17 protein-coding genes are annotated in these 19,646 nt (G+C 73.6%); 4 read left to right on the top strand and 13 right to left on the bottom strand.

The genetic code is table 11. From position 1 onward, the window contains the following. Window positions 1-116: 116 nt before the first annotated feature. The 10 genes from GD748_RS18195 to GD748_RS18240 all read right to left on the bottom strand — a co-directional run bounded on the left by GD748_RS18195 (window position 117) and on the right by GD748_RS18240 (window position 11,388). Window positions 117-1,349, bottom strand: coding sequence for a resuscitation-promoting factor (locus tag GD748_RS18195; RefSeq protein ID WP_226921606.1), 1,233 nt, complete (start codon window positions 1,347-1,349; stop codon window positions 117-119). Between the two features lie 420 nt (window positions 1,350-1,769). Continuing rightward, window positions 1,770-2,921, bottom strand: a complete 1,152-nt coding sequence (locus GD748_RS18200) for an aggregation-promoting factor C-terminal-like domain-containing protein (RefSeq protein WP_152196670.1) — start codon at window positions 2,919-2,921, stop codon at window positions 1,770-1,772. Between the two features lie 155 nt (window positions 2,922-3,076). After that, the gene (locus GD748_RS18205; RefSeq protein WP_152196671.1) at window positions 3,077-4,018 is read right to left on the bottom strand and encodes a TatD family hydrolase; all 942 of its coding nucleotides are present in this window, start codon (window positions 4,016-4,018) and stop codon (window positions 3,077-3,079) included. Between the two features lie 12 nt (window positions 4,019-4,030). Further along, window positions 4,031-5,830 (bottom strand): methionine--tRNA ligase, encoded by a 1,800-nt coding sequence (gene metG / locus GD748_RS18210; RefSeq protein ID WP_152196672.1) that lies wholly within the window; start codon window positions 5,828-5,830, stop codon window positions 4,031-4,033. Window positions 5,831-5,897: 67 nt separating this feature from the next. Then, window positions 5,898-6,536 (bottom strand): hypothetical protein, encoded by a 639-nt coding sequence (locus GD748_RS18215; RefSeq protein ID WP_152196673.1) that lies wholly within the window; start codon window positions 6,534-6,536, stop codon window positions 5,898-5,900. Continuing rightward, on the bottom strand, window positions 6,533-7,417 hold the full coding sequence (locus GD748_RS18220; RefSeq protein ID WP_152196674.1) for a hypothetical protein: 885 nt from the start codon (window positions 7,415-7,417) through the stop codon (window positions 6,533-6,535). Before GD748_RS18220 ends, GD748_RS18215 begins: the two co-directional genes overlap by 4 nt. Next, window positions 7,414-8,283 (bottom strand): ATP-binding cassette domain-containing protein, encoded by an 870-nt coding sequence (locus GD748_RS18225; RefSeq protein ID WP_152196675.1) that lies wholly within the window; start codon window positions 8,281-8,283, stop codon window positions 7,414-7,416. The genes GD748_RS18220 and GD748_RS18225 overlap by 4 nt, the downstream gene beginning before the upstream one ends. Beyond that, window positions 8,280-9,110: a cupin domain-containing protein gene (locus tag GD748_RS18230; RefSeq protein WP_152196676.1), complete on the bottom strand. Its 831-nt coding sequence runs from the start codon at window positions 9,108-9,110 to the stop codon at window positions 8,280-8,282. The genes GD748_RS18225 and GD748_RS18230 overlap by 4 nt, the downstream gene beginning before the upstream one ends. Then, the gene (locus GD748_RS18235) at window positions 9,107-9,658 is read right to left on the bottom strand and encodes an RNA polymerase sigma factor (protein WP_152196677.1); all 552 of its coding nucleotides are present in this window, start codon (window positions 9,656-9,658) and stop codon (window positions 9,107-9,109) included. Before GD748_RS18235 ends, GD748_RS18230 begins: the two co-directional genes overlap by 4 nt. Before the next feature lie 215 nt (window positions 9,659-9,873). Next, window positions 9,874-11,388 (bottom strand): DHA2 family efflux MFS transporter permease subunit, encoded by a 1,515-nt coding sequence (locus tag GD748_RS18240; RefSeq protein ID WP_152196678.1) that lies wholly within the window; start codon window positions 11,386-11,388, stop codon window positions 9,874-9,876. A gap of 495 nt (window positions 11,389-11,883) precedes the next feature. On the opposite strand from GD748_RS18240, the gene GD748_RS18245 reads away from it, so the two are divergent. Next, the gene (locus GD748_RS18245) at window positions 11,884-12,477 is read left to right on the top strand and encodes an isochorismatase family protein (protein ID WP_152196679.1); all 594 of its coding nucleotides are present in this window, start codon (window positions 11,884-11,886) and stop codon (window positions 12,475-12,477) included. A gap of 331 nt (window positions 12,478-12,808) precedes the next feature. Here GD748_RS18245 and rsmI read toward each other — a convergent pair whose 3' ends face one another. Continuing rightward, on the bottom strand, window positions 12,809-13,891 hold the full coding sequence (gene rsmI / locus GD748_RS18250; protein ID WP_452176696.1) for a 16S rRNA (cytidine(1402)-2'-O)-methyltransferase: 1,083 nt from the start codon (window positions 13,889-13,891) through the stop codon (window positions 12,809-12,811). A 35-nt stretch (window positions 13,892-13,926) separates the two neighbouring features. On the opposite strand from rsmI, the gene GD748_RS18260 reads away from it, so the two are divergent. The 3 genes from GD748_RS18260 (at window position 13,927) to GD748_RS18270 (ending at window position 18,095) form a co-directional block, all read left to right on the top strand. Beyond that, window positions 13,927-16,095 (top strand): dolichyl-phosphate-mannose--protein mannosyltransferase, encoded by a 2,169-nt coding sequence (locus tag GD748_RS18260; protein ID WP_226921608.1) that lies wholly within the window; start codon window positions 13,927-13,929, stop codon window positions 16,093-16,095. A gap of 21 nt (window positions 16,096-16,116) precedes the next feature. Beyond that, window positions 16,117-17,070 (top strand): ERCC4 domain-containing protein, encoded by a 954-nt coding sequence (locus GD748_RS18265; protein ID WP_152196681.1) that lies wholly within the window; start codon window positions 16,117-16,119, stop codon window positions 17,068-17,070. A 197-nt stretch (window positions 17,071-17,267) separates the two neighbouring features. Then, window positions 17,268-18,095 carry an SDR family NAD(P)-dependent oxidoreductase gene (locus tag GD748_RS18270; RefSeq protein ID WP_152196682.1) on the top strand — a complete coding sequence of 276 codons (828 nt, stop codon included), beginning with the start codon at window positions 17,268-17,270 and terminating at the stop codon, window positions 18,093-18,095. 26 nt (window positions 18,096-18,121) lie between these two features. On the opposite strand, the gene GD748_RS18275 is transcribed toward GD748_RS18270, so the two are convergent. Together GD748_RS18275 and GD748_RS18280 are read right to left on the bottom strand one after the other, a co-directional pair. Continuing rightward, entirely contained in the window at window positions 18,122-18,802 is a 681-nt protein-coding gene (locus GD748_RS18275) for a metal-dependent transcriptional regulator (RefSeq protein ID WP_226921610.1), read from the bottom strand. Window position 18,803: 1 nt separating this feature from the next. After that, window positions 18,804-19,616, bottom strand: a complete 813-nt coding sequence (locus GD748_RS18280) for an iron chelate uptake ABC transporter family permease subunit (protein WP_152196734.1) — start codon at window positions 19,614-19,616, stop codon at window positions 18,804-18,806. Window positions 19,617-19,646 lie beyond the last annotated feature (30 nt).

The following is a 19,646-nucleotide window of genomic DNA, read 5'->3' on the forward strand; positions in this document are numbered from 1 at the left end:
AGTTCCAGACCTGAGAGTGACCGCACTCACCGAACCGGCACGGCGCCCCGACCCGGAGGGTGGGGCGCCGTGTCAGTGCGGATCGCCGGGAGCTGTCCCTGCAGCAGCGCCGAAGGTCAGCGCAGGCCGAGTTGAGCCGAGCAGGCGGGCCACTGGCCCCAGCCCGAGCGCGCCTGCAGCATCTGGGCACGCTGGGTCTGCTCGGCGGGCGACGCCTGGGACGGCAGGCCGGTGCCCCCGACGGACTGCCAGGTGCCGACCGAGAACTGGTACAGCCCGTGGTAGAGCCCGTTCGAGCTCACGATGGTCGGGTTGCCTCCGGACTCGCACTGGGCCAGCGCGGCCCAGACGCCACCGCTCGGCGCGGCCGGCGCGGGAGCCGGCGCGGGAGCCGGAGCCGGGGCGGAGCCGCCGCTCGGGGCAGGGGCGACCGGGGCCGGCTCGGGAGCCGGACGCTCCTTTGTGCCGACCGCGACAACCCGGTCCACGGCCTCGGTGGTGACCTCCTCGCTGCGCAGCGTGGACGTCACCTCCTCGCCGTCGACGGTGATGGTGTCGAAGATGCGGGTCAGCTCGCCGGGCTTGCCCTCCTGGACGACCTCGGTCTCCCCGACGTACAGCGAGGAGTCCGCGCGCTCGACGGTGGTGAAGTCGACCGCCTCGGTCTCGGCGCGCTCGGCACCGGCCACCCGGGTGACGACGACCTGGACGGTGCCGTCGTCGGCCGAACCGACCTCGACGCGGTCGGTTCGAGCGAGCTCGACGCCGGCGGCCTCGAGGGCGTCATCGACGTACGCGGTGCCCCCGAGCCCGACGCGGGTGGTCTCGCCGTCGGCGACGACGTCCACCTCGCCGTCGATCACGAGCGGCAGGTTCTGGGCGGTGCGGTCGAGCGAACGGGACGCGACGCTCACCGAGCGGCCGGACTCGAAGAGGCTGGAGACGAGCGCGCTCTGGGTCAGCGCCGTCGTCCAGACGACCTGCGGCTCGCCGTTGATGTCGACGGTGACCTGTCGCGCGGTGCGCACGACGACGTCCGTGCCGTCCGCCAGAGCAGAGTCGGGTCCGGGGGCGAGCAGGTCACGCTCGGAGATCTCGATGCCCTGCTCGGCGAGCAGCCCCTCGACGGAGCCGGCGAACGTGCTCACGGTGTGGCTCTGGCCGTCGATCTCGAGGTCCACGCTCTTGTGGGCGCTGGCAGCGACCGCTGTGCCGGCTACGAGCACGGGCGCGACGGCCAGTGCGAGCCAGCGGAGGCGACGCCTCTTCGGCGTCGGGGTCTCGTCCGCGGCGGCGGAGCTCTGGAGGTAGGGGTTCGTGGTGGTGTGGAGGGGGTTGTGCGCGCTCACGAGGGTCCTTCTCTCGTGCTGTCCGGGCACAGAGCGGTGTCGAGGCGGGCGACGAGGAACTTCTCGCGGCGATCGCGCCGGTGGGCGCGTCTCGACGGTCGGTCTGATCCGGCTGTCAGGCGGGCGAGGTGCGCCCGCGAGTTGGCCCATCGGTCGCGGGCCTGGACGACTGTAACCGATTCGTTATCTAGCGGTCTACATGACCCGGGCCACACGCCACCGCCGGATTCCGGCCGAAACTCGGGGTCGGCCGGGGGCCCGGGAACAGCGCGAGGCGGACCCTGCACCGCCCACCACGCGGCCGCCGAGAACGTCCGCACCGTTCGAACGGACGCACGAAGGACGCTCAGGACGTTCTCGGAGACGGCGGGGGCGGGGCGACCGACGGGGGCCGGCGACCAGCACGGGTGGACGCTCGGCTCAGTACCAGCCGACGCTCTGGGAGTGGCCCCAGGCGCCGCACGGGGTGCCGTAGCGCCCGGCGATGTAGTTCAGGCCCCAGGTGATCTGGGTCGCCGGGTTGGTGAGGTAGTCCGCGCCCACGCTGGCCATCTTCGAGGCCGGCAGGGATTGCGGGATGCCGTAGGCGCCGGAGCTGGGGTTCTTCGCGTACGGGTTCCACTGCGACTCGCGCGTCCAGAGGGCGTCGAGGCACTGGAACTGGTCGGCGCCCCAGCCGCGGGCGGCGGCCATGTCGCGACCGAGCGCACGCGGGTCGCCCGAGTACGCCGGGGCGGGCTCGGCCGCCGCGGCGGCGGGAGCCTCCGCCGCCGGCGCCGGGGCAGGGGCGGGTGTCGGCGCCTTCGTCCCGACCAGGACGACCTCGTCGACCTTCGTGCTGGCGACGACGGAGGCGACGACCTCGCGGGAGACCTCCTCGCCGCCGGCGGAGACGACGCGGTAGGTGGTGGTGGCGACGCCGTTCACGCCCTCGGTCTCGACGACGCGCTCACCCTCGGCGAGCGTGTCGTCCTCCTTCTCCACGGTGGCGAACTCGTCGACGGTCTCCTCCGTGACGTGCTCGCTCGTCGCGCGCAGCACCTCGACGGTCTCGCCCCCGGGCACGGCGTCGTGCAGCGGGGCGCTGACGACGTCGTCCGGGCCGAGGACGATGCCCGCCTCGGCGAGAGCCTCTGCCAGGGTCGCGGCCGTCGTCGTGATCTCTCGGGTCTCGCCGTCGACCTCGACGGTGAGGTGGACGGCGCCGTCGGCCTCGAGCGCCAGGCGCCCGGCGATCTGGGACCGCGACGCGGCGTCGCCGTCACGCAGGGCGAGGGTGCCCGCCTCGACGGCGGCCATGTCGACGGAGTCGGTGACGCCCGGCTGGGCACCACCCTGGGCGACGGCGAAGGCGCCGGTGCCGAGCAGCACCGCGCCGAGCACGCCGCCACGCAGGACGTGCACCGCCGGCCTGGGCAGGCCGGACGCACCGGGCCGTGCGCCCGCGGTGGCCTCGGCCTGCTGCTGGGCCCGCAGTGCGCGTCGGGTGCCCGGGGCGGGCTCGCCGGAGGCGGGAGTGGGCGTGCTGTCGGACGCGGACGCAGCGAAGCGTCCGGCTGTGTGTCGAGCCACGGAGGGATGTCCTGTCTGGAGGGGAGACGGGTCCGGCGTCGACCGTAACCGATTTGTTACCTGGTGCAAAGTCGAGGCTGACGATCTGTGGACGGGTGGTTGGTCACAGCAGCGCCGCCGGGCCGGCGCGCTGGCCGGCTGCCGTCGAGCCGTCCCTACCAGGTGCCGTAGACGGCGTCGGTGTTCGCGGTCAGCCGCTCGCACGTCTGCGCGAGCCCGAGCCCGAGCTGCTCCGCGACGGTGCGCACGGTGATCGGCATGACGTACGGGGCGTTCGGGTGCCCGCGGTACGGCGCCGGCGTGAGGTAGGGGGCGTCGGTCTCGACGAGGACGAGCTCGGGCGGCAGCGCGCGGAGGGCGGCGCGGAGCGGGTCGTTGCTCTTGAACGTGACCGGCCCGGCGAAGGAGGCGTACCAGCCGTGCTCGGCGCAGGTGCGGGCGAGGTCGACGTCGCCGGAGAAGCAGTGGAAGACGGTGCGTTCGGGTGCGCCGTCGGCCAGCAGGACGTCGACGACCTCGGCGTGGGCCTCGCGGTCGTGGATCTGCAGCGGCTTGCCGAGCTCCTTCGCCAGCGCGATGTGCTCGCGGAAGGCACGCAGCTGGTGCGCCCGGCCCTCCTCTCCGGTGCGGAAGAAGTCCAGCCCCGACTCCCCCACCGCGACCACCCGCACGTCCCGGGCGAGCTCGGCGACGGCGGCGATCGCCTCGTCCAGGCTCAGCTCGTGGTGGTCGCGCACCGCGGGGTCGAGGCCGTCGGGCGCGACCTCACGGACGCCGGCGTGCAGCGGCGCCTCGTTGGGGTGGATCGCGAGCGCAGCGGCCACCTCGGGGTGCGCGTGCGCGAGGTCCACCGACCCCTGCAGCGACGGCACGTCGCAGCCGACCGTGAGGACCCGCGCCACGCCGGTCGCGGCGGCGCGGGCGAGCTGCTGGGCCGTGCTCAACGGCGCCTCGCCGGGCGGCAGGGCGACGTCGAGCTCGTCGACGGGGGCGCCGTCGTCGTCGAGGACCGGCAGGTGGGCGTGGTTGTCGACGACCGGCACCGGGAGCGGCTCGGGAGCCTCGGGCCAGCCGCGGTGCTTCTTCTTGCTGCTCACGTCGGGGCCGGCTCAGCTCTCGCGCAGGCGGGCGAGCTCGGCCTCGACGATCTCCTCGTCGAGCTTGGTGAACACCGGGCTGGGCTTGGCCACCGGGGTGCCGGGCACCACCGGGCGCGGCCCCCACGCGGCCATGGTCTCGCCGACGCGGTAGTCGCCCGTGATCACCGGGTACGGGTCGCCGCCGTCGAGGTCCTCGACCTCCTCGATCCGGGGCATCGGCGCGATGGTCGCCGTGCCGCCGAGGACCTTCTCGACGTCGTTGGCCGAGTGCGGCAGGAAGGGGCTGAGCATGACGTTGAGGTCCGACACGGCCTGGGCGAGCGTGTGCAGCACCGTCGCCAGGCGCGTGCGCTGCTCGGGCGCCTTGAGCTTGAAGGGCTCGGTACGGGTGACGTAGGTGTTCGCCTCGCCGACCAGGCGCATCGCCTCGGCGAGCGCCGCACGCTGGCGGTGGTGGGCGATGAGGTCACCCACCGAGGCGAAGCCGCCGCGGACCTGCTCCAGCAGCGCGGTGTCGATCACCTCGGGCTCGCCCGGCGTCGGGATCTCGCCGAAGTTCTTCGCGATCATCGAAGCGGTGCGGTTGACGAGGTTGCCCCAGCCGGCGACGAGCTCGCCGTTGGTGCGGCGCACGAACTCCGACCAGGTGAAGTCGGCGTCCTGGGTCTCCGGGCCGGCGGCGGAGATGAAGTACCGCAGCGCGTCGGGCTGGTAGCGCTCGAGGACGTCCCGGACGTAGATGACGACGCCGCGCGAGGAGGAGAACTGCTTGCCCTCCATGGTGAGGAACTCGCTCGAGACCACCTCGGTGGGCAGGTTGAGCGTGCCGTACGTGCCGGGCGCTCCCCCGCTGTCGCCCTCGCCGTTGTGGCCGAGGAGCTCGGCGGGCCAGATCTGGGAGTGGAAGACGATGTTGTCCTTGCCCATGAAGTAGTAGGACAGCGCCTCCGGGTCGTTCCACCAGGCCCGCCAGGCCTCGGGGTCGCCGGTGCGCCGCGCCCACTCGATCGAGGCGGAGAGGTAGCCGACGACGGCGTCGAACCAGACGTAGAGCCGCTTGGTGGGCTGGTCCTCCCAGCCGGGGACCGGGATGCCCCAGTCGATGTCGCGCGTCATGGCGCGCGGGCGGATCTCCTCCAGGATGTGCTGGCTGAACCGGATGACGTTGGGCCGCCAGGTGCCGGAGGCGGCCCGGTCGTCCAGCCACTTGCCCAGCGAGCCGGCGAGCGCGGGCAGGTCGAGGAAGTAGTGCTCGGTCTCGACGAACTCCGGGGTCTCGCCGTTGATCTTGGACCGCGGGTCGATGAGGTCCGTGGGGTCGAGCTGGTTGCCGCAGTTGTCGCACTGGTCGCCGCGGGCGTCGCCGTACCCGCAGATGGGACAGGTGCCCTCGATGTAGCGGTCGGGCAGCGTGCGCCCGGTGGAGGGGCTGATGGCGGACTGGGTGGTGCGCTCGACCATGTAGCCGTTGTCGCGCACGGTGCGGAACATCTCCTGCACGACGGCGTAGTGGTTGCCGGTCGTGGTGCGGGTGAAGAGGTCGTAGCTCAGGCCCAGGGCGACGAGGTCCTCGACGATGACCCGGTTGTTGAGGTCCGCGAACTCCTTGGCGCTGACCCCCGCGGCGTCGGCCGCCACGAGGATCGGCGTCCCGTGCTCGTCCGTCCCCGAGACCATCAGCACCTCGTGCCCGGCCATGCGCATGTAGCGGGAGAAGACGTCGGAGGGGACGCCGAAGCCGGCGACGTGGCCGATGTGGCGCGGGCCGTTGGCGTACGGCCAGGCCACGGCGGAGAGGATGCGGGTCATGCGGGCCAGCCTAGTTGGCGGCTCCCGGCAGCCCGCACGACGGCGGCGCGCGCCGGCGCCTGCTCCCCTACCGCCGGGTGCCCGAGCGCCCCCGGCGCCGTCGGCGGGACAGGGCGCCGGGGTCGACGGTGGACCACCACAACGCCGTCACCGCCGCGGCGCCGAGCACGGCCCACAGCACGGCCGAGCGGCCAGGGAACTCGTACGCCTGGAGGACCACGAGCCCGCCGGGCAGCGGTTGGAGGACCACCAGTCCCAGCACGACGGCGAGGACCACCATCGCGACGGGCGCCCCCGGCTCGTCGTGTCCCAGGCGACGCATCCCGTCGGCGGCGGCGACCGCCACGAGCAGCACCCCCAGGCCGGTCACCGCGAGGGCCGGCCAGGACAGCGTCCCCCCGCCCGCGACGGCCACGAGCACGGTGGTCGACGCGAGCCAGCAGCCCGCGAGGACGGCCGGGACGAGCAGACGTTGTGCGGTGCGTCGCCGGCGGCCGGTCGGGGTGGGCGCCACCACCGCGGCCGACGGCTCGTCGAGGCCGCTGGCGGCCGCGGCCGCGAGCACCCCGAGCCCCAGCCAGACCAGCACGTCGCCCACGCTCTCGCGCAGGCCGACCGCCGCGACGAGCAGCACGCCGGCGACTAGTGCCTGCCCGCCGACGGCGCGCCACGGCACCGCCCGCAGCTCCCCCAGCCTCGTGCTCACCTCAGGCGCACCAGGTCCGGACCGGTGACCGCGCTGAGCACCAGGCAGGTCACGGTCACCGCCGCGACCACGGCCAGCACCCGCAGCAGCCGTCGACGGGCCTCCCCGTGGGCCCCGTGCAGTGCCGCGGCGATCGCGGCCAGCGCGCAGAGACCGGCGACGTAGGGCAGGCGCCACCCGAGGTTCCCACCGAGCACGTAGAGCTCGCCCTCGGTCGGACCGGTGATGAGGATCGTGTAGGGCGCCGACAGGTGCACGAGATCGATCGCCAGGAGCGTGGGGCCGATGCCCAGGAAGGACCAGACGATCAGGCCGACGGCGCCCACCAGACCGGCGGTCGGCCACCGCCACCACCGGGCGACCGTGACGCCGAGCAGCGGCCCGCCCAGGGCGGACAGCCATGCCGCGGCCAGGTAGGCGATGTGCGCCCCGGCGTCGACCCGCCCCGGGACCTCCTGGTAGGAGGCCGGGTCGGCGACGTACACGAGGGCGACGGCCACGGCACCAGCTCCGGCGATCGCCAGCGGCAGCAGGCAGGCCAGGCACAGGGCCCAGGTCTGGGTCGTCTCGCCGGCCGGCACGGCGACGACCGCGTCGGAGTCGCGCGTGGCGCCCGCAAGCCGGTTCATGGCGATGAACCCACCGATCCCGAGGCACAGGGCGATGCTGAAGGTGACGCTGTCAGTGAGCTGCCAGAGCTCGCGCTGCCTGGTGAGCACGAGCAGGTCGAGCAGGAGCAGGACATAGGCGGCCACACCGACGAGGAAGACCGGGTGGCGCGCGAGCCGGCGAGCCTCGACCGCGGCCAGGACGACCAGCGCGGTGCCCGGCCTGCGCTCGGAGGCGACCGGCGCGTCGCCGGTGGCGGTGGAGGCGCTCATGACGTCACCGCCGGCTCTGCCTTCGTCCCGCGCAGGAGCAGGTAGGCGTCCTCGACGGTCGGCTCCGCGAGCTCGGTGCCGACCGGAGCGTGCTGTCCCACCATCCGGAAGCGTCCCGTGCCGGTCCGCCACGAGGACAGGGAGTCCGGGGAAGGCTCGTCGGCCAGCCAGACCTTCCCGACGGCGGAACCGACCAGGTCGGCGACGGACCCGTCGTAACGGACCCGTCCGCCGTCGAGCACGATCACCCGCTCGCACAGCGCGGCGATGTCCTCCGTCTGGTGGGTGGCCAGCAGGACCGTGGAGCGCCGCCCGGCGGCGGAGAGCACGCCGCGCAGGGAGGCTCGCTGCTCCGGGTCCAGGCCGGTGGTGGGCTCGTCCAGGACGAGCAGGTCCGGGTCACCGATGAGCGCCTGGGCCAGCGCGACCCTGCGCTGCTGCCCGCCGGAGAGGCGGCGGAGGCGGCTGGTGGCCTGGTCGCCGAGCCCGACGAGGCCGAGGACGCGTCGTACCTCCGCGTGCCGTGCCCCCGTCTCGGTCCACTCCTTCAGCACCGCCAGGTAGTCGACGAAGCGGAAGGCGGTGAACCCACGGGGGAAGCCGTTGGCCTGCGGCAGGTATCCGAGCCGGCGGCGCACCTCGGTGCGGGCGGTGACGTCACCCGGGTCGCGCCCGAGCAGCCGGACCGTCCCGGCGGTGGGGGCCAGCACCGTGGCAAGGATGCGCAGCAGCGTCGTCTTCCCTGCGCCGTTGGGCCCGAGGAGCCCGGTGACACCCGGACCGAAGCCGAGGTCGACGTCGTCGAGGACGGTGGTGGCGCCGAAGCGCCGGGTGACACCGGACAGGGTCACGGAGGTGGTGGTCATGGCGTTCTCCCGAGGAGGGCGAGGTGGTCGGACCGCATCCAGAAGACTGCGGCGGCTGCGACGGCGAGCGCCGCGTAGACGGACAGCAGGGAGGGAGTGATGACGTCGAGTGGGGTGTGGAAGCCACGTCCGACGGCGCCTGCCGTGGCGACCCAGACCACTGCGACCCCGGCCGCGGCGATGCTGGGCCGGACCCACGTGGAGGCGGCGAGCGTGAGGCCGATGCAGGCGGCAGTGGGCAGGAGCCAGGCCACTGCGGTCCATCCCGGCCCCGGGAGCACTGCCGCTCCGACCGCGGCCACCGGCAAGGACGTGGCGACCACCGCGAGCGTGCGCAGCAGCACGAGCCGCACCCTCGGGTACGCGGTGGCCAGGCTCGTCTCGTAGGAGTCGTCCGCGTCGGGGCCGTAGGCGACGGCGACGCCGCAGACGGGGACCAGCGGAGCCACCACGAGGAACAACCAGGTCCCGCGGGACCCGGCGAATGCGGCGGCGGCGATCACGAAGAGCAGGACGAGCAGCGTGCCCGTCAGCCAGGATCGGCGCATCGCCGGGGCGGCGGTGATCAGGAGCGCATCCGTCTCGGGCAGCCCCAGCCGCGTCAGCACCCGCTCGAGCCAGGGCGTCGGGGCTTGGACCCGCTCCACGACGGCGGCCCAGGTGTCCTCCAGCCCGCCGGGTGAGGTAGCCGCGATCGTGGCCCGGCATGTCGCACAGCCGAGCAGGTGCTGCTCGACCGACGCGCTGACGACGGCGTCGGTGCGGCCGGCGACGTAGCGGGCGACGAGTTCCTCGCCGGCGTGCCAGGCGTGCGGTTCGGTGGTCATGCCGGACCTCCTGCGAGCTCGGCGCGCAGCTGAGCCTTGGCCCGGTGCAGGCGCGACTTGACGGTGTTGGTCGGGATGCCCAGGAGCTGGGCGGCCTCCCGGCTGGTGAGCCCGTCCAGGACGGTGGCCTGGACGACCGCACGCATCTCAGGGCTCAGGTGGGCCAGTGCCTGGCCGAGGTCGCCGTACTCCACGCCGAGCAGGACGGACTGCTCCGCGCTGGGCACCGCGTCCCGCTCGTCGGCCGCCAGCGGCACGAGGCGCGCCCGCGGGCGCGTGCGGAGCCGAGAGACGAGCCGGCGGACGGCGATGCCCCAGAGCCAGGCCGCGACCTCACCGTCCTCGCGCCACCGGCCGGCGTCGCGCCAGACCACGGTGAAGCAGTCCTGCAGCGCGTCGGAGACCAGGTCCGGGTCGTTGCACCGGCGCGTCAGCCGGATCGACAGCCAGGGGGCGTGCCGGTCGTAGAGCTCGCGCAGCGCGCCGAGGTCCCCGGCAGCGAGAGCCGTGAGCAGCTCCGCGTCCGAGAGATCCCCGTCGGTCTCCATATCACTACTGTCGCTCCGGAGCCGGGGATCGGTTCCTTGATCCGACGCGGAACATTGGGGTGCGCCTCGGCCTACCGCGGGACGCCGGCCTGCCTCGGCCCACCGCGGAGTGCTGGCCCCCCCTCGGCCTACCGCGGGACGCCGGCCTGCCTCGGCCTACCGAGGAGTGCTGGCCCGCCTCGGCGTACCGCGGGACGCCGGCCTGCCTCTGCCGGTTACGCGACACGGATCCCGTCGTCCTCGACCGCCTTGTCGTCGACCTCGGCAGGTGCGCCGTCGTCGACCTCCGCCGGACGGCGGACGAAGAACGCGGCGACGACGGCGAAGAGCGAGAGCACGGCCCCGCACAGGAACGCCGCCCGGATGCCGCCGGCGGTCGCCGCGACCTCGGAGGCGCCGCCCGAGGTCAGCGACGCGGCCCGGGTGACCATGACGACGACGAAGAGCGACGTCCCCGCAGCACCGGCGAGCTGCTGCACGGTGCCGACCAGGGCGCTGGCGTGCGAGTACAGCTCCGGCCGTACGGCCCCGAGGGAGGTGGTGAACAGCGGGGTGAACATCAGCCCCAGGCCGAGGCTGAGCACCAGATGGGAACCGAGGACCATCAGCGAGGGCGTGCCCTGGTCCAGCTGCGTCAGCGACCAGAGCGCGCCGCTGACGGCGAACGCACCGGGGATCACGAGCACGCGCGGACCACGACGGTCGTAGACGCGGCCGACGACGGGGCCGAGCAGGCCCATGAGGAGTCCGCCGGGCAGGAGCAGCAGGCCGGTGCCGAGAGGCGTGAGGCCGAGCACGTCCTGGGTGTAGATGGGCAGGAGGATGATCGTGCCGAACAGCGCCAGCATGAACAGGAACATCAGCGAGACGCCGACGGTGAACATGCGGGCAGAGAAGGTGCGCAGGTCGAGCAGCGCGTTGTCCGTGCGCTGCAGCGAGCGCTGACGCAGGACGAACACCACGAGGGCGCCGGTCCCGACCGCCAGGGGGATCCAGGGGTTGACCGCCGTGCCGCCCTGGACCGCGGCACCGAAGGCGCTGAGGCCGTAGATCAGCCCGCCGAACGCCACGGCCGAGACGAGCACCGACGGCACGTCGATCGCGTGCTTGCGCGGGCTGGAGACGTTGCGGACACGGACCGCGCCGAGCCCGAGGGACAGCAGCGCGATCGGCAGGACCAGCCAGAACATCCAGCGCCAGTCCAGGACGCTGAGGATCAGGCCGGAGACCGTCGGGCCGATCGCCGGGGCGACCGACATGACGATGCCGATGTTGCCCATCGTGCGACCGCGCAGGTGGGCGGGCACGAGGGTCATGATCGTCGTCATGAGCAGCGGCATCATGATCGCGGTACCGCTCGCCTGGACCACCCGGCCCAGGACGAGGAAGCTGAAGCCCGGCGCGATCGCGCACAGCAGCGTGCCGGTGCTGAACAACGACATCGCCGCCATGAAGATCGGGCGGGTGTTGTACCGCTGGAGGAGGAATCCCGTCACCGGGATGACCACCGCCATCGTCAGCATGAACGCCGTGGTGAGCCACTGCCCGGCGCTCGCCCCGATGGCGAGGCTCTCCATGACCCGCGGCAGCGCGACGCCCATGATCGTCTCGTTGAGGATCACGACGAACGACGAGACGAGCAGCAGCGAGATGACCAGCCGGGTCTCCGGCTGAAGACGCTCAGGGGGCGCGGGCCTGGTGTCGGCCGGGGCCGTGGTGCTCTCGGTCATGGTTCCTCCGCGTCCGCCGGATCTGTGGTGGTGTGTCGGTTGCTCTCACCCGTACGTCGATCGGGGTGGGCCGATCTCGACGTCGCAGCCGGTTCGTCGGCGAGGGCCCTGCTCGGCGACCACGCGTCCGTGCGGCGGAGACCGCTCGTAGTTGCGTGCTTTCGCGCCCGCGCCGCCCGCCTGACCGGCCCGTCAATTGTGTGCGGGTGAGAAGGTCGGGTGAAAGGGATTTATGCCCTCGCTGGTGTGACTGCGCCCACACCCGCGGTCGACCCTGGCCCTCCTGCTCGCGGGCCACCGTGGTGCCGCCCGGGCTCGTGTGCCGGGCGCGCTCGTCCGCCGCCACGCGGATGCCGCCCGACCCCGTTCGCGGGCCACCGGGATACCGCCCGGTCTCGTGTGCCGTCCGCGGCTCGTGCACGACTGCGCCCCCACCCTGGGAGAATGGTCGTCAGCAGTCCGGCAAGATCGGACAGAGAGAGGTTGAGGTCGGTCATGAGCGAGAACACCGAGTCGCGCCCCCGCGCGCTGATCCTGGTGGACGTCCAGCCCACCTTCTGCGAGGGCGGTGCGCTTCCCACCGAGGGCGCCAACGCCGTCTCCGAGCGCGTCGGCCGCTTCGCTGTCGACCGCCGCGACGACTACGCGATCGTCGTGACCACCCAGGACTGGCACATCGACCCGGGCGAGCACTTCTCCGAGACGCCGGACTTCGTCGACACGTGGCCGCCGCACGGCGTGGCGGGCACTCCGGAGGCCGAGCTGCACCCGGCGCTCGAGGGCGTGACCGTCGATGCGTCGGTGAAGAAGGGCATGTACGCCGCTGCGTACTCGGGCTTCGAGGGCACCGACTCCGACGGGCGCACCCTCGCGCAGATCCTCGACGCTGCCGGGGTGCGGGAGGTCGACGTCGTGGGGCTGGTGGAGTCGCACTGCGTGAAGGAGACCGCGCTCGACGCGAAGAAGCTCGGTCTGCGCACCCGCGTCCTGACCGACCTGACTGTGCCGGTGAGCCCGGAGCTCGGCGCCCAGGCGCGTCGGCAGATGACCGCCGTGGGGATCGAGCTGGCGGAGTCCGGCCAGTCCTGACGGATGTCCCGCCGGCCCGGCGGTCGGTAGGCGGGGCAGGCGGGCGGACGGGCAGCCGGACCGGCAACCACCGGCTCGCAGTCAGATCCGATCGGGCGCTCGCACCGTCCGAAGGGTTTGTACCGATAATCGGTACTAACCCTTCGGACAGTGGTACCAGCGCTGGCGCCGATGCAGCTGGTGACTGGCACCGCGCTGGTGGCGACGAAACAGGCGTATGGCAACCGCGCTGGCGCCGACGCAGCCGGCGACTGGCGTCCGCGCCGACGCAGCAGGCGTCCGACACCCGCGCTGGCGCCTAGGCAGCTAGCGACGGCGGCTCTGCCTGACGTCAGCCGCGCGCGTCGAGGGCGGCCTGATAGAGCTCGCGCTTGCTCAGGCCGGTCTCGGCCGCGACCGTCGCCGCTGCGTCCTTCAGCCGCGCGCCGGCGTCGGCGAGGGCGAGCACACGGCCCACATGGTCGACGACCGAGGCCACGACCGGCTCGGCACCGGCGACGACGATCGTGATCTCGCCCCGCACACCGCCGCTCGCCCAGTCGACGAGGGCGCCGAGGGTGTCGCGACGCACTTCCTCGTAGGTCTTGGTCAGCTCGCGACAGACGGCGGCCTGCCGGTCGGCGCCGAAGGTCTCGGCCATGTCCGCCAGCGTGGCCGCGAGCCGGTGCGGCGACTCGAAGAAGATCATTGTGCGTCGCTCGTCCGCCAGCGCTCTGAGGGCCCGCGCCCGGTCGCCGCCCTTGCGCGGGACGAAGCCCTCGAAGCAGAACCGGTCGGTCGCCAGGCCGGAGAGCGCAAGCGCGGTGAGCACGGCGGAGGGTCCGGGGAGCACTGAGACGCGCACGCCGGCGTCCGCCGCGACGCGCACGAGCCGGTAGCCGGGGTCGGAGACGGCGGGCATGCCTGCGTCGGAGACGACGAGCACCCGTGCACCGTCCTGGGCGGCGCGGACGAGGTCCGGCGCGCGCTGGTGCTCGTTGTGCTCGTGGAAGCTGATGACCCGGGCGGTGACCCGCACACCGAGCCGCGATGCCAGGGCGCGCAGGCGGCGAGTGTCCTCGGCGGCGACCAGGTCGGCGTCGGTCAGGGCCCGGCGTAGCCGGGGCGGCGCGTCGGCGGCGTCACCGATGGGCGTGGCGGCCAGCAGGATGACGCCCGGCGTCATCGAGGGAGCGGCGTCCTCGGCACGCGGATCGGCGCCGGATTTGGCGTCCACATCGGAGTCGGTGAGCCCGTCGGCGTCGGTGTCGGTGTCGGTGTCGGTGTCGGTGTCGGTGTCGGTGTCGGTGTCGGTGTCGGTGTCGGTGAAGGGATCGAAGTCGGCATGCGCTTCGGCGGCGTCCTCGGCACGCGGATCAGCGGCGACGTCTCGGGCGGAATCCTCCTGGTCAGGGGGCTGCGCGGGGGGACTCACCCGCTCAGTCTCCCCCATCGCCATACACTCGCCCGATGACCACGCCAGACCGGACGCCGCAGCTCGACGGCGCCGGCCCGACCGACCGGGAATGGTCTGGCGACGGTTCCGCCCGCACAGTCCTGCGCCGGTCCCTCCGCGACCGGCTCGACTCGTCGGCCGCGACGACGGACGACGACGCCGCGCACGCCGAACCGGACGCCGGACCGAGCGACGCCGCGCACGCCGGACCGAACGACGACGTTCACGCCCGACCGGGCGACGTCGCGCACGACCAACTGAGCGACGTCGCGCGAGCCGACGTCACCCACGGCGCACCCGGCGCCGGCCTCCGGGCGCCGCGCACCGCCGTCGAGATCGAGGACGACCTGCGCACCCGCCTCGGCCTCCGCGGCCTGGGCGAGCGGCTCGACCCCACGGCACGGCTGTGGGGCTGGCTCGGCCCGCTCGTCGTCACCGCGCTGGCCGCCGTCCTGCGGCTGGTCAACCTCAACCACCCGTCCCGCCTGATCTTCGACGAGACCTACTACGTCAAGCAGGCGTACTCGATGCTCACCCTGGGCTACGAGGGCGACTGGCCGGCGGAGGACGCCAACGACCGCTTCATCCAGGGCGACTTCTCCGACCTTTCCACCGAGGCGGACTACGTGGTCCACCCGTCCGTCGGGAAGTGGATGATCGCCCTCGGCCTGCGCCTGTTCGGCGCGGACAACGGAGCGGGCTGGCGGTTCTCCGCGGCCGTCGTCGGCACGCTCTCGGTGCTGATCGTCGCGCGGCTGGCCACCCGCATGTTCGGCTCGGCGCTGCTGGGCACGGTGGCGGGGCTGCTGCTCGCGATCGACGGCCTGCACCTGACCGAGTCCCGCACCTCGCTGCTCGACATCTTCCTCATGTTCTGGGTGCTGGTCGGCTTCTGGTTCGTGCTGCAGGACCGCACCGCGACGCGCGCGGTGCTCGCCAGGCGCGCCGCGGCGGAGCTCGCCGGAAGCCAGGCCGGCGGACCCGCCCGGCTCCGCGACGCCTGGGGCCCGCGGGTCGGACCGCGGTGGTGGCTGGTCGGTGCCGGCGTCGCGCTGGGGCTGGCGACCGGGGTGAAGTGGTCGGGCCTGTACGCGGTCGCCGTCTTCGGGATCATGGTGTTCGTCTGGGACACGTGCGCCCGGCGGGCCGTCGGGGCGCGGCTGTGGTTCGGCGGCGGCGTGCTGCGCGGCGGGGTGCCGGCCTTCCTCGCGTTGGTCCCCACGGCGGCGCTGACCTACGTGGCGACCTGGTTCTCCTGGTTCACCCACCCGACGGCGTACCGGCGCCAGTGGGCCGCGGACCTGCGCGAGAGCGGCGAGGCGCTCCCGCGCTCCTGGCTCCCGGACACGCTGAACTCCTGGTGGGAGTACCACCTGGTGATGTGGGACTTCCACAACGGCCTCGACTCCGAGCACTCCTACGAGGCGCACCCGCTCGGCTGGATCGTCCAGTGGCGGCCGACCTCGTTCTTCTGGCCGGACCCCGCGCCGCCGCCCGAGGCGTGCGGGGCGGACCGGTGCGTGCAGGCGATCACCTCGCTGGGCAACCCGGCGCTCTGGTGGTTCGCCGCGGCGGCGCTGGTGGCGCTGGTGTGGGTCGCGCTGCGGCAGCGGGACTGGCGGGCCTGGGCGATCCTCGCCGGGTACGCGGCGATGTACCTGCCCTGGTTCGGGTACGCACACCGCACGATCTTCACGTTCTACGCCGTCGCCTTCGTGCCCTACGTCGTGCTGTGCCTGACGTTCGTGCTCGGCTGGGCGACCGGGCTGCTGAGACCGGCGCGGCCCGAGACGCCGTCCGGGCCGGACCGGAGCGCGTGGCCGACGGCGCCCGGCGAGCCCTCCGAGCGGCAGTCCGACGGCGACGTCGAAAGCGCCCGGGAGAACGACGGCGACCGCGAACGCGCCATGGACGGCGATCGCGAGAAGAACGACGACAGCCGCGATGGGTCCGGCGACGGCCGAGATGGCGACGGCAGACCACGGCCGGCACCGCCGTCGCGCCTCGCGTTGTTCCTCTCCGACGACGGCACCGCCCGTCCGGGAGCCGCCGGCTGGGCGCTGCTCGGAGTCGTGGTCGGTCTGGCGGCCGCCCTCGCGGTCTTCTACTGGCCGGTGTGGACGGGACAGACCGTCTCCTACGACTTCTGGCGCCTGCACATGTGGCTGCCCAGCTGGATCTAGCCTCCGCCGTACGGTGGTGCCGTGACCGAGGACTTCCTGATCGCCCGCAACCCGGAGGAGGGCACCACGCTGCCCTACCTGCTGCGGATCCCGCTCGGGCCGGACGGTATCGTGCTCAAGGCCAAGGAGACCTGGCCGCGCACCAACAAGGTGTACTGCCACCGCGCGGTCGGCTGGCCGCGGGAGCCCGAGATCGTCGAGGCCGTGCCGGTGCGCTCGTGCGTGCGTCGCGGTGCGGCGATCGACCTCGTGCTCGACAGGGGCCGCGAGAACCGCTCCCAGTTCGTCCTGACGCGCATCCGCGGCGGGCGGGAGGCGATCTTCTGGCAGACCGCGCGCACGGCGAAGCAGGCCCGACCGGCGGTCGCCGTGCCGACCGCCCGGGCCGCGGGGATCAAGGACCTGCCGATCATCGTCGACAGCCACGAGCGCTACGCGTGGAAGTTCGCCGACCAGCAGCCGACCACCACCGTGCGCGGGCTCGCCGCCGGCGACTACGCGGTCGAGTGGGACGGACGCGTCGTCGCCTCGGTCGAGCGCAAGAGCCTGGCCGACCTCGTCGCTACGCTCACCGGCGGTCGGATGCGGTACCTGCTGGCCGACCTCGCCGAGCTGCCCCGCGCGGCGGTGGTGGTCGAGGACCGCTACTCCAAGGTGTTCTCCCTCGACCGGGTGCGCCCCGCCGTGGTGGCCGACGGGCTCGCCGAGTGCGCTGCCCGCTTCCCCCAGGTCCCCATCATGTTCTGCGAGACCCGCCCGCTCGCCCAGGAGTGGACCTACCGGTTCCTCGCGGCGGCGCTGCGCGAGAGCGTCGAAGAGGCCGGCGGTGACGTCCGGGTCGCCGACCTACGGCCCGCCACCGCCCCCACCGCCGGGGAGATCCGCCGCTGGGCGCGCGAGCACGGCTACACCCTCTCCGACCGCGGCCGGATCGCCGCCGAGGTGCTCGCCGCGTTCGAGCGCCGCAACGACTGAGTCCGCCCGGGCCGCGGGCCCGGACCACCCGCGGTTCCCGGTACGGGGCACTGGTCGCCGCCGCGTCAGGGAAGCCGGGGCGCCGGCGTCGAGCAGCGACTGCCACATCCGCACGGCGGAGGCGGGCCGGGCGGCCTGGAAGGATGGCCCGGGTGGTGGGCGCGCTCGCCCGTCACCCGTGTCGGAGGGGAGAACCTGTGAGCCGCACCGTCCGTGGCGCCCACATCGTCATCACCGGAGCCAACCGCGGCATGGGCCGGCTCTTCGCCGAGCGTGCCGCTGCCGAGGGCGCGGCCGTCCTGGACCTGTGGGGACGCGACGCCGACGCGCTCGCGGCGGTGGCCGCCGAGCTGGCCCGACCCGGCGTGGAGTTGCGCACGACGACCGTCGACCTCGCCGCCCCCGACGCCCTGGACGACGCCGCGGCCACGCTGCTCGCCGAGGGCCGGGTGCCCGACGTGCTGGTCAACAACGCCGGCGTCATCACGTCCAACGCATACTTCTGGCACCTCGCCCCCGACGACGCCACCCGCACGGTCCAGGTGAACACCCTGGCGCCCATGCGTCTCGTCAGCCGCCTGCTGCCGGCGATGATCGAGGACCGCGGCCGGCCGAAGCGGCTGCTCAACGTGGCCTCCGCCGCGGGCATCGTCCCGAACCCGCGCATGGCCGTCTACGCCGCGTCCAAGGCGGCGCTGCTCTCCTGGTCAGACACGCTTCGCCTCGAGCTCGCCCAGGCCGGGCACGAGCACGTCCGGGTCACGACGTTCAGCCCGTCCTACGTCGACACCGGCATGTTCGCCGGCACCCGGCCGGTCCTGCTCACCCCCGTGCTGGACCCCGGCCGCGCCGTCGGCCAGGCGTGGCGCGCGATGCTCGCGGGGCGGGCCCACGTGATCACCCCGCCCACGGTGCACGTGGCGCGGGCCGGCCGCGGCCTGCTCCCGTCGCGGGCGTGGGACGCCGTCGCCCGCACCTTCGGGGTGCACCGGTCGATGGACTCCTTCACCGGTCGGGCGGACTGACCTGACCTGGGACGCACCGGCCGGCGTCAGCTCGTGGTGACCCAGACCGCCTCGGCCGCGGCCAGCCCGATCTCCGTCGGCGCCGCCGAGCCGGCCACCTGCACCGTGATGGTCCCGGCGAAGTCGCGCCGCTCGAGCACGTCGAGCTCCGTGTCCAGCGCGACCCCGAGGTCGGTGAAGTAGCGCAGCACCTGCGGGTCGGTGTCGGAGATGCGCGCCACGCGCACCCGCACGCCGCCGTCGACCAGGTGCAGCTGGGCGGCCGGCGGGCTCGGCACCGCGCCGTCGCGGCTGGGGATCGGGTCGCCGTGCGGGTCCCGGTCGGGGTGCCCGAGGCGCGCGTCGAGGGCGTCGACCAGCCGGTCGGAGACGGCGTGCTCGAGCACCTCGGCCTCGTCGTGCACCTCGTCCCAGGCGTACCCGAGCTCGGCCACGAGGAAGGTCTCCAGGATGCGGTGCCGGCGTACGACGGCGACGGCGGCCGCGCGGCCGGCGTCGGTCAGCTCGATGGCTCCGTAGCGGGCGTGGGCGAGCAGCCCCTGACCGGTGAGCTTCTTGACCGCCTCGGAGACGGTGGAGGGCGAGAAGCCCATGCGCCGGGCGAGCGACGTGGTGGTGACGGGGTCGTCGGACCACTCCTGCGCCGACCAGATCACCTTGAGGTAGTCCTGGGTGGCGGCGGTCAGCTCGTCGATCACGGCTGTCACGCTACGCGACGGCGACCGCGGCGCGCCCACGACGACGCAGGAGCCCGCGGCGCGGGGCGAGGAGGTACGCGACGGCGAAGGCGCCGCCCTGGGCGAGGACGACCATCGGCCCCGAGGCGGTGTCGAGGTAGTAGCTGGCGTAGATCCCGACGACGGCGCAGCCGGCCGCGAGCGCCGGGGCGAGGAGCAGCATCCGGGAGATGCGGTCGCTGAGCAGGCGGGCGGTCGCGCCGGGGATGATCAGCATCGCGACGACGAGGACGACGCCCACCGCCTGCAGCGCGACCACGACGGTCAGCGCGAGCAGCACGAGGAGGAGCGCGCCGAGCCGGCGCGGGCTCAGCCCGATGGCGTGGGCGTGGGTGGGGTCGAACGCGTACAGCGTCAGGTCACGACGCCGGAGCAGCAGCACCGCCAGGGTCACCGCCCCGAGCACGAGCACTTGGGCCAGGTCGGCGGTGGAGACCCCGAGGAGGTTGCCGAACAGGATGTGGTTGAGGTCGGTCTGGCTGGGCGTGACCGAGACGAGCACCAGGCCGAGGGCGAACAGCACCGTGAACACGACGCCGATCGCGGCGTCCTCCTTGATGACCGAGCGGTCGCGCACCACCCCGATGAGGCCGACGGCGAGCAGCCCGAACACCAGCGCGCCGACGGCGAACGGGGTGCCGAGCACGTACGCGAGCACGACGCCGGGCAGCACGGCGTGCGAGACGGCGTCGCCCATCAGCGACCAGCCGATGAGGACCAGCCAGCAGCTGAGCACCCCGCAGACCACCGCCGCGACGACCGAGACGAGGAACGCGCGCTGCATGAAGGCGTAGGCGAGCGGCTCGGCGAGGAC

Origin of the sequence: Georgenia subflava (assembly GCF_009193155.1) — a bacterium.
GTDB lineage: Bacteria > Actinomycetota > Actinomycetes > Actinomycetales > Actinomycetaceae > Georgenia > Georgenia subflava.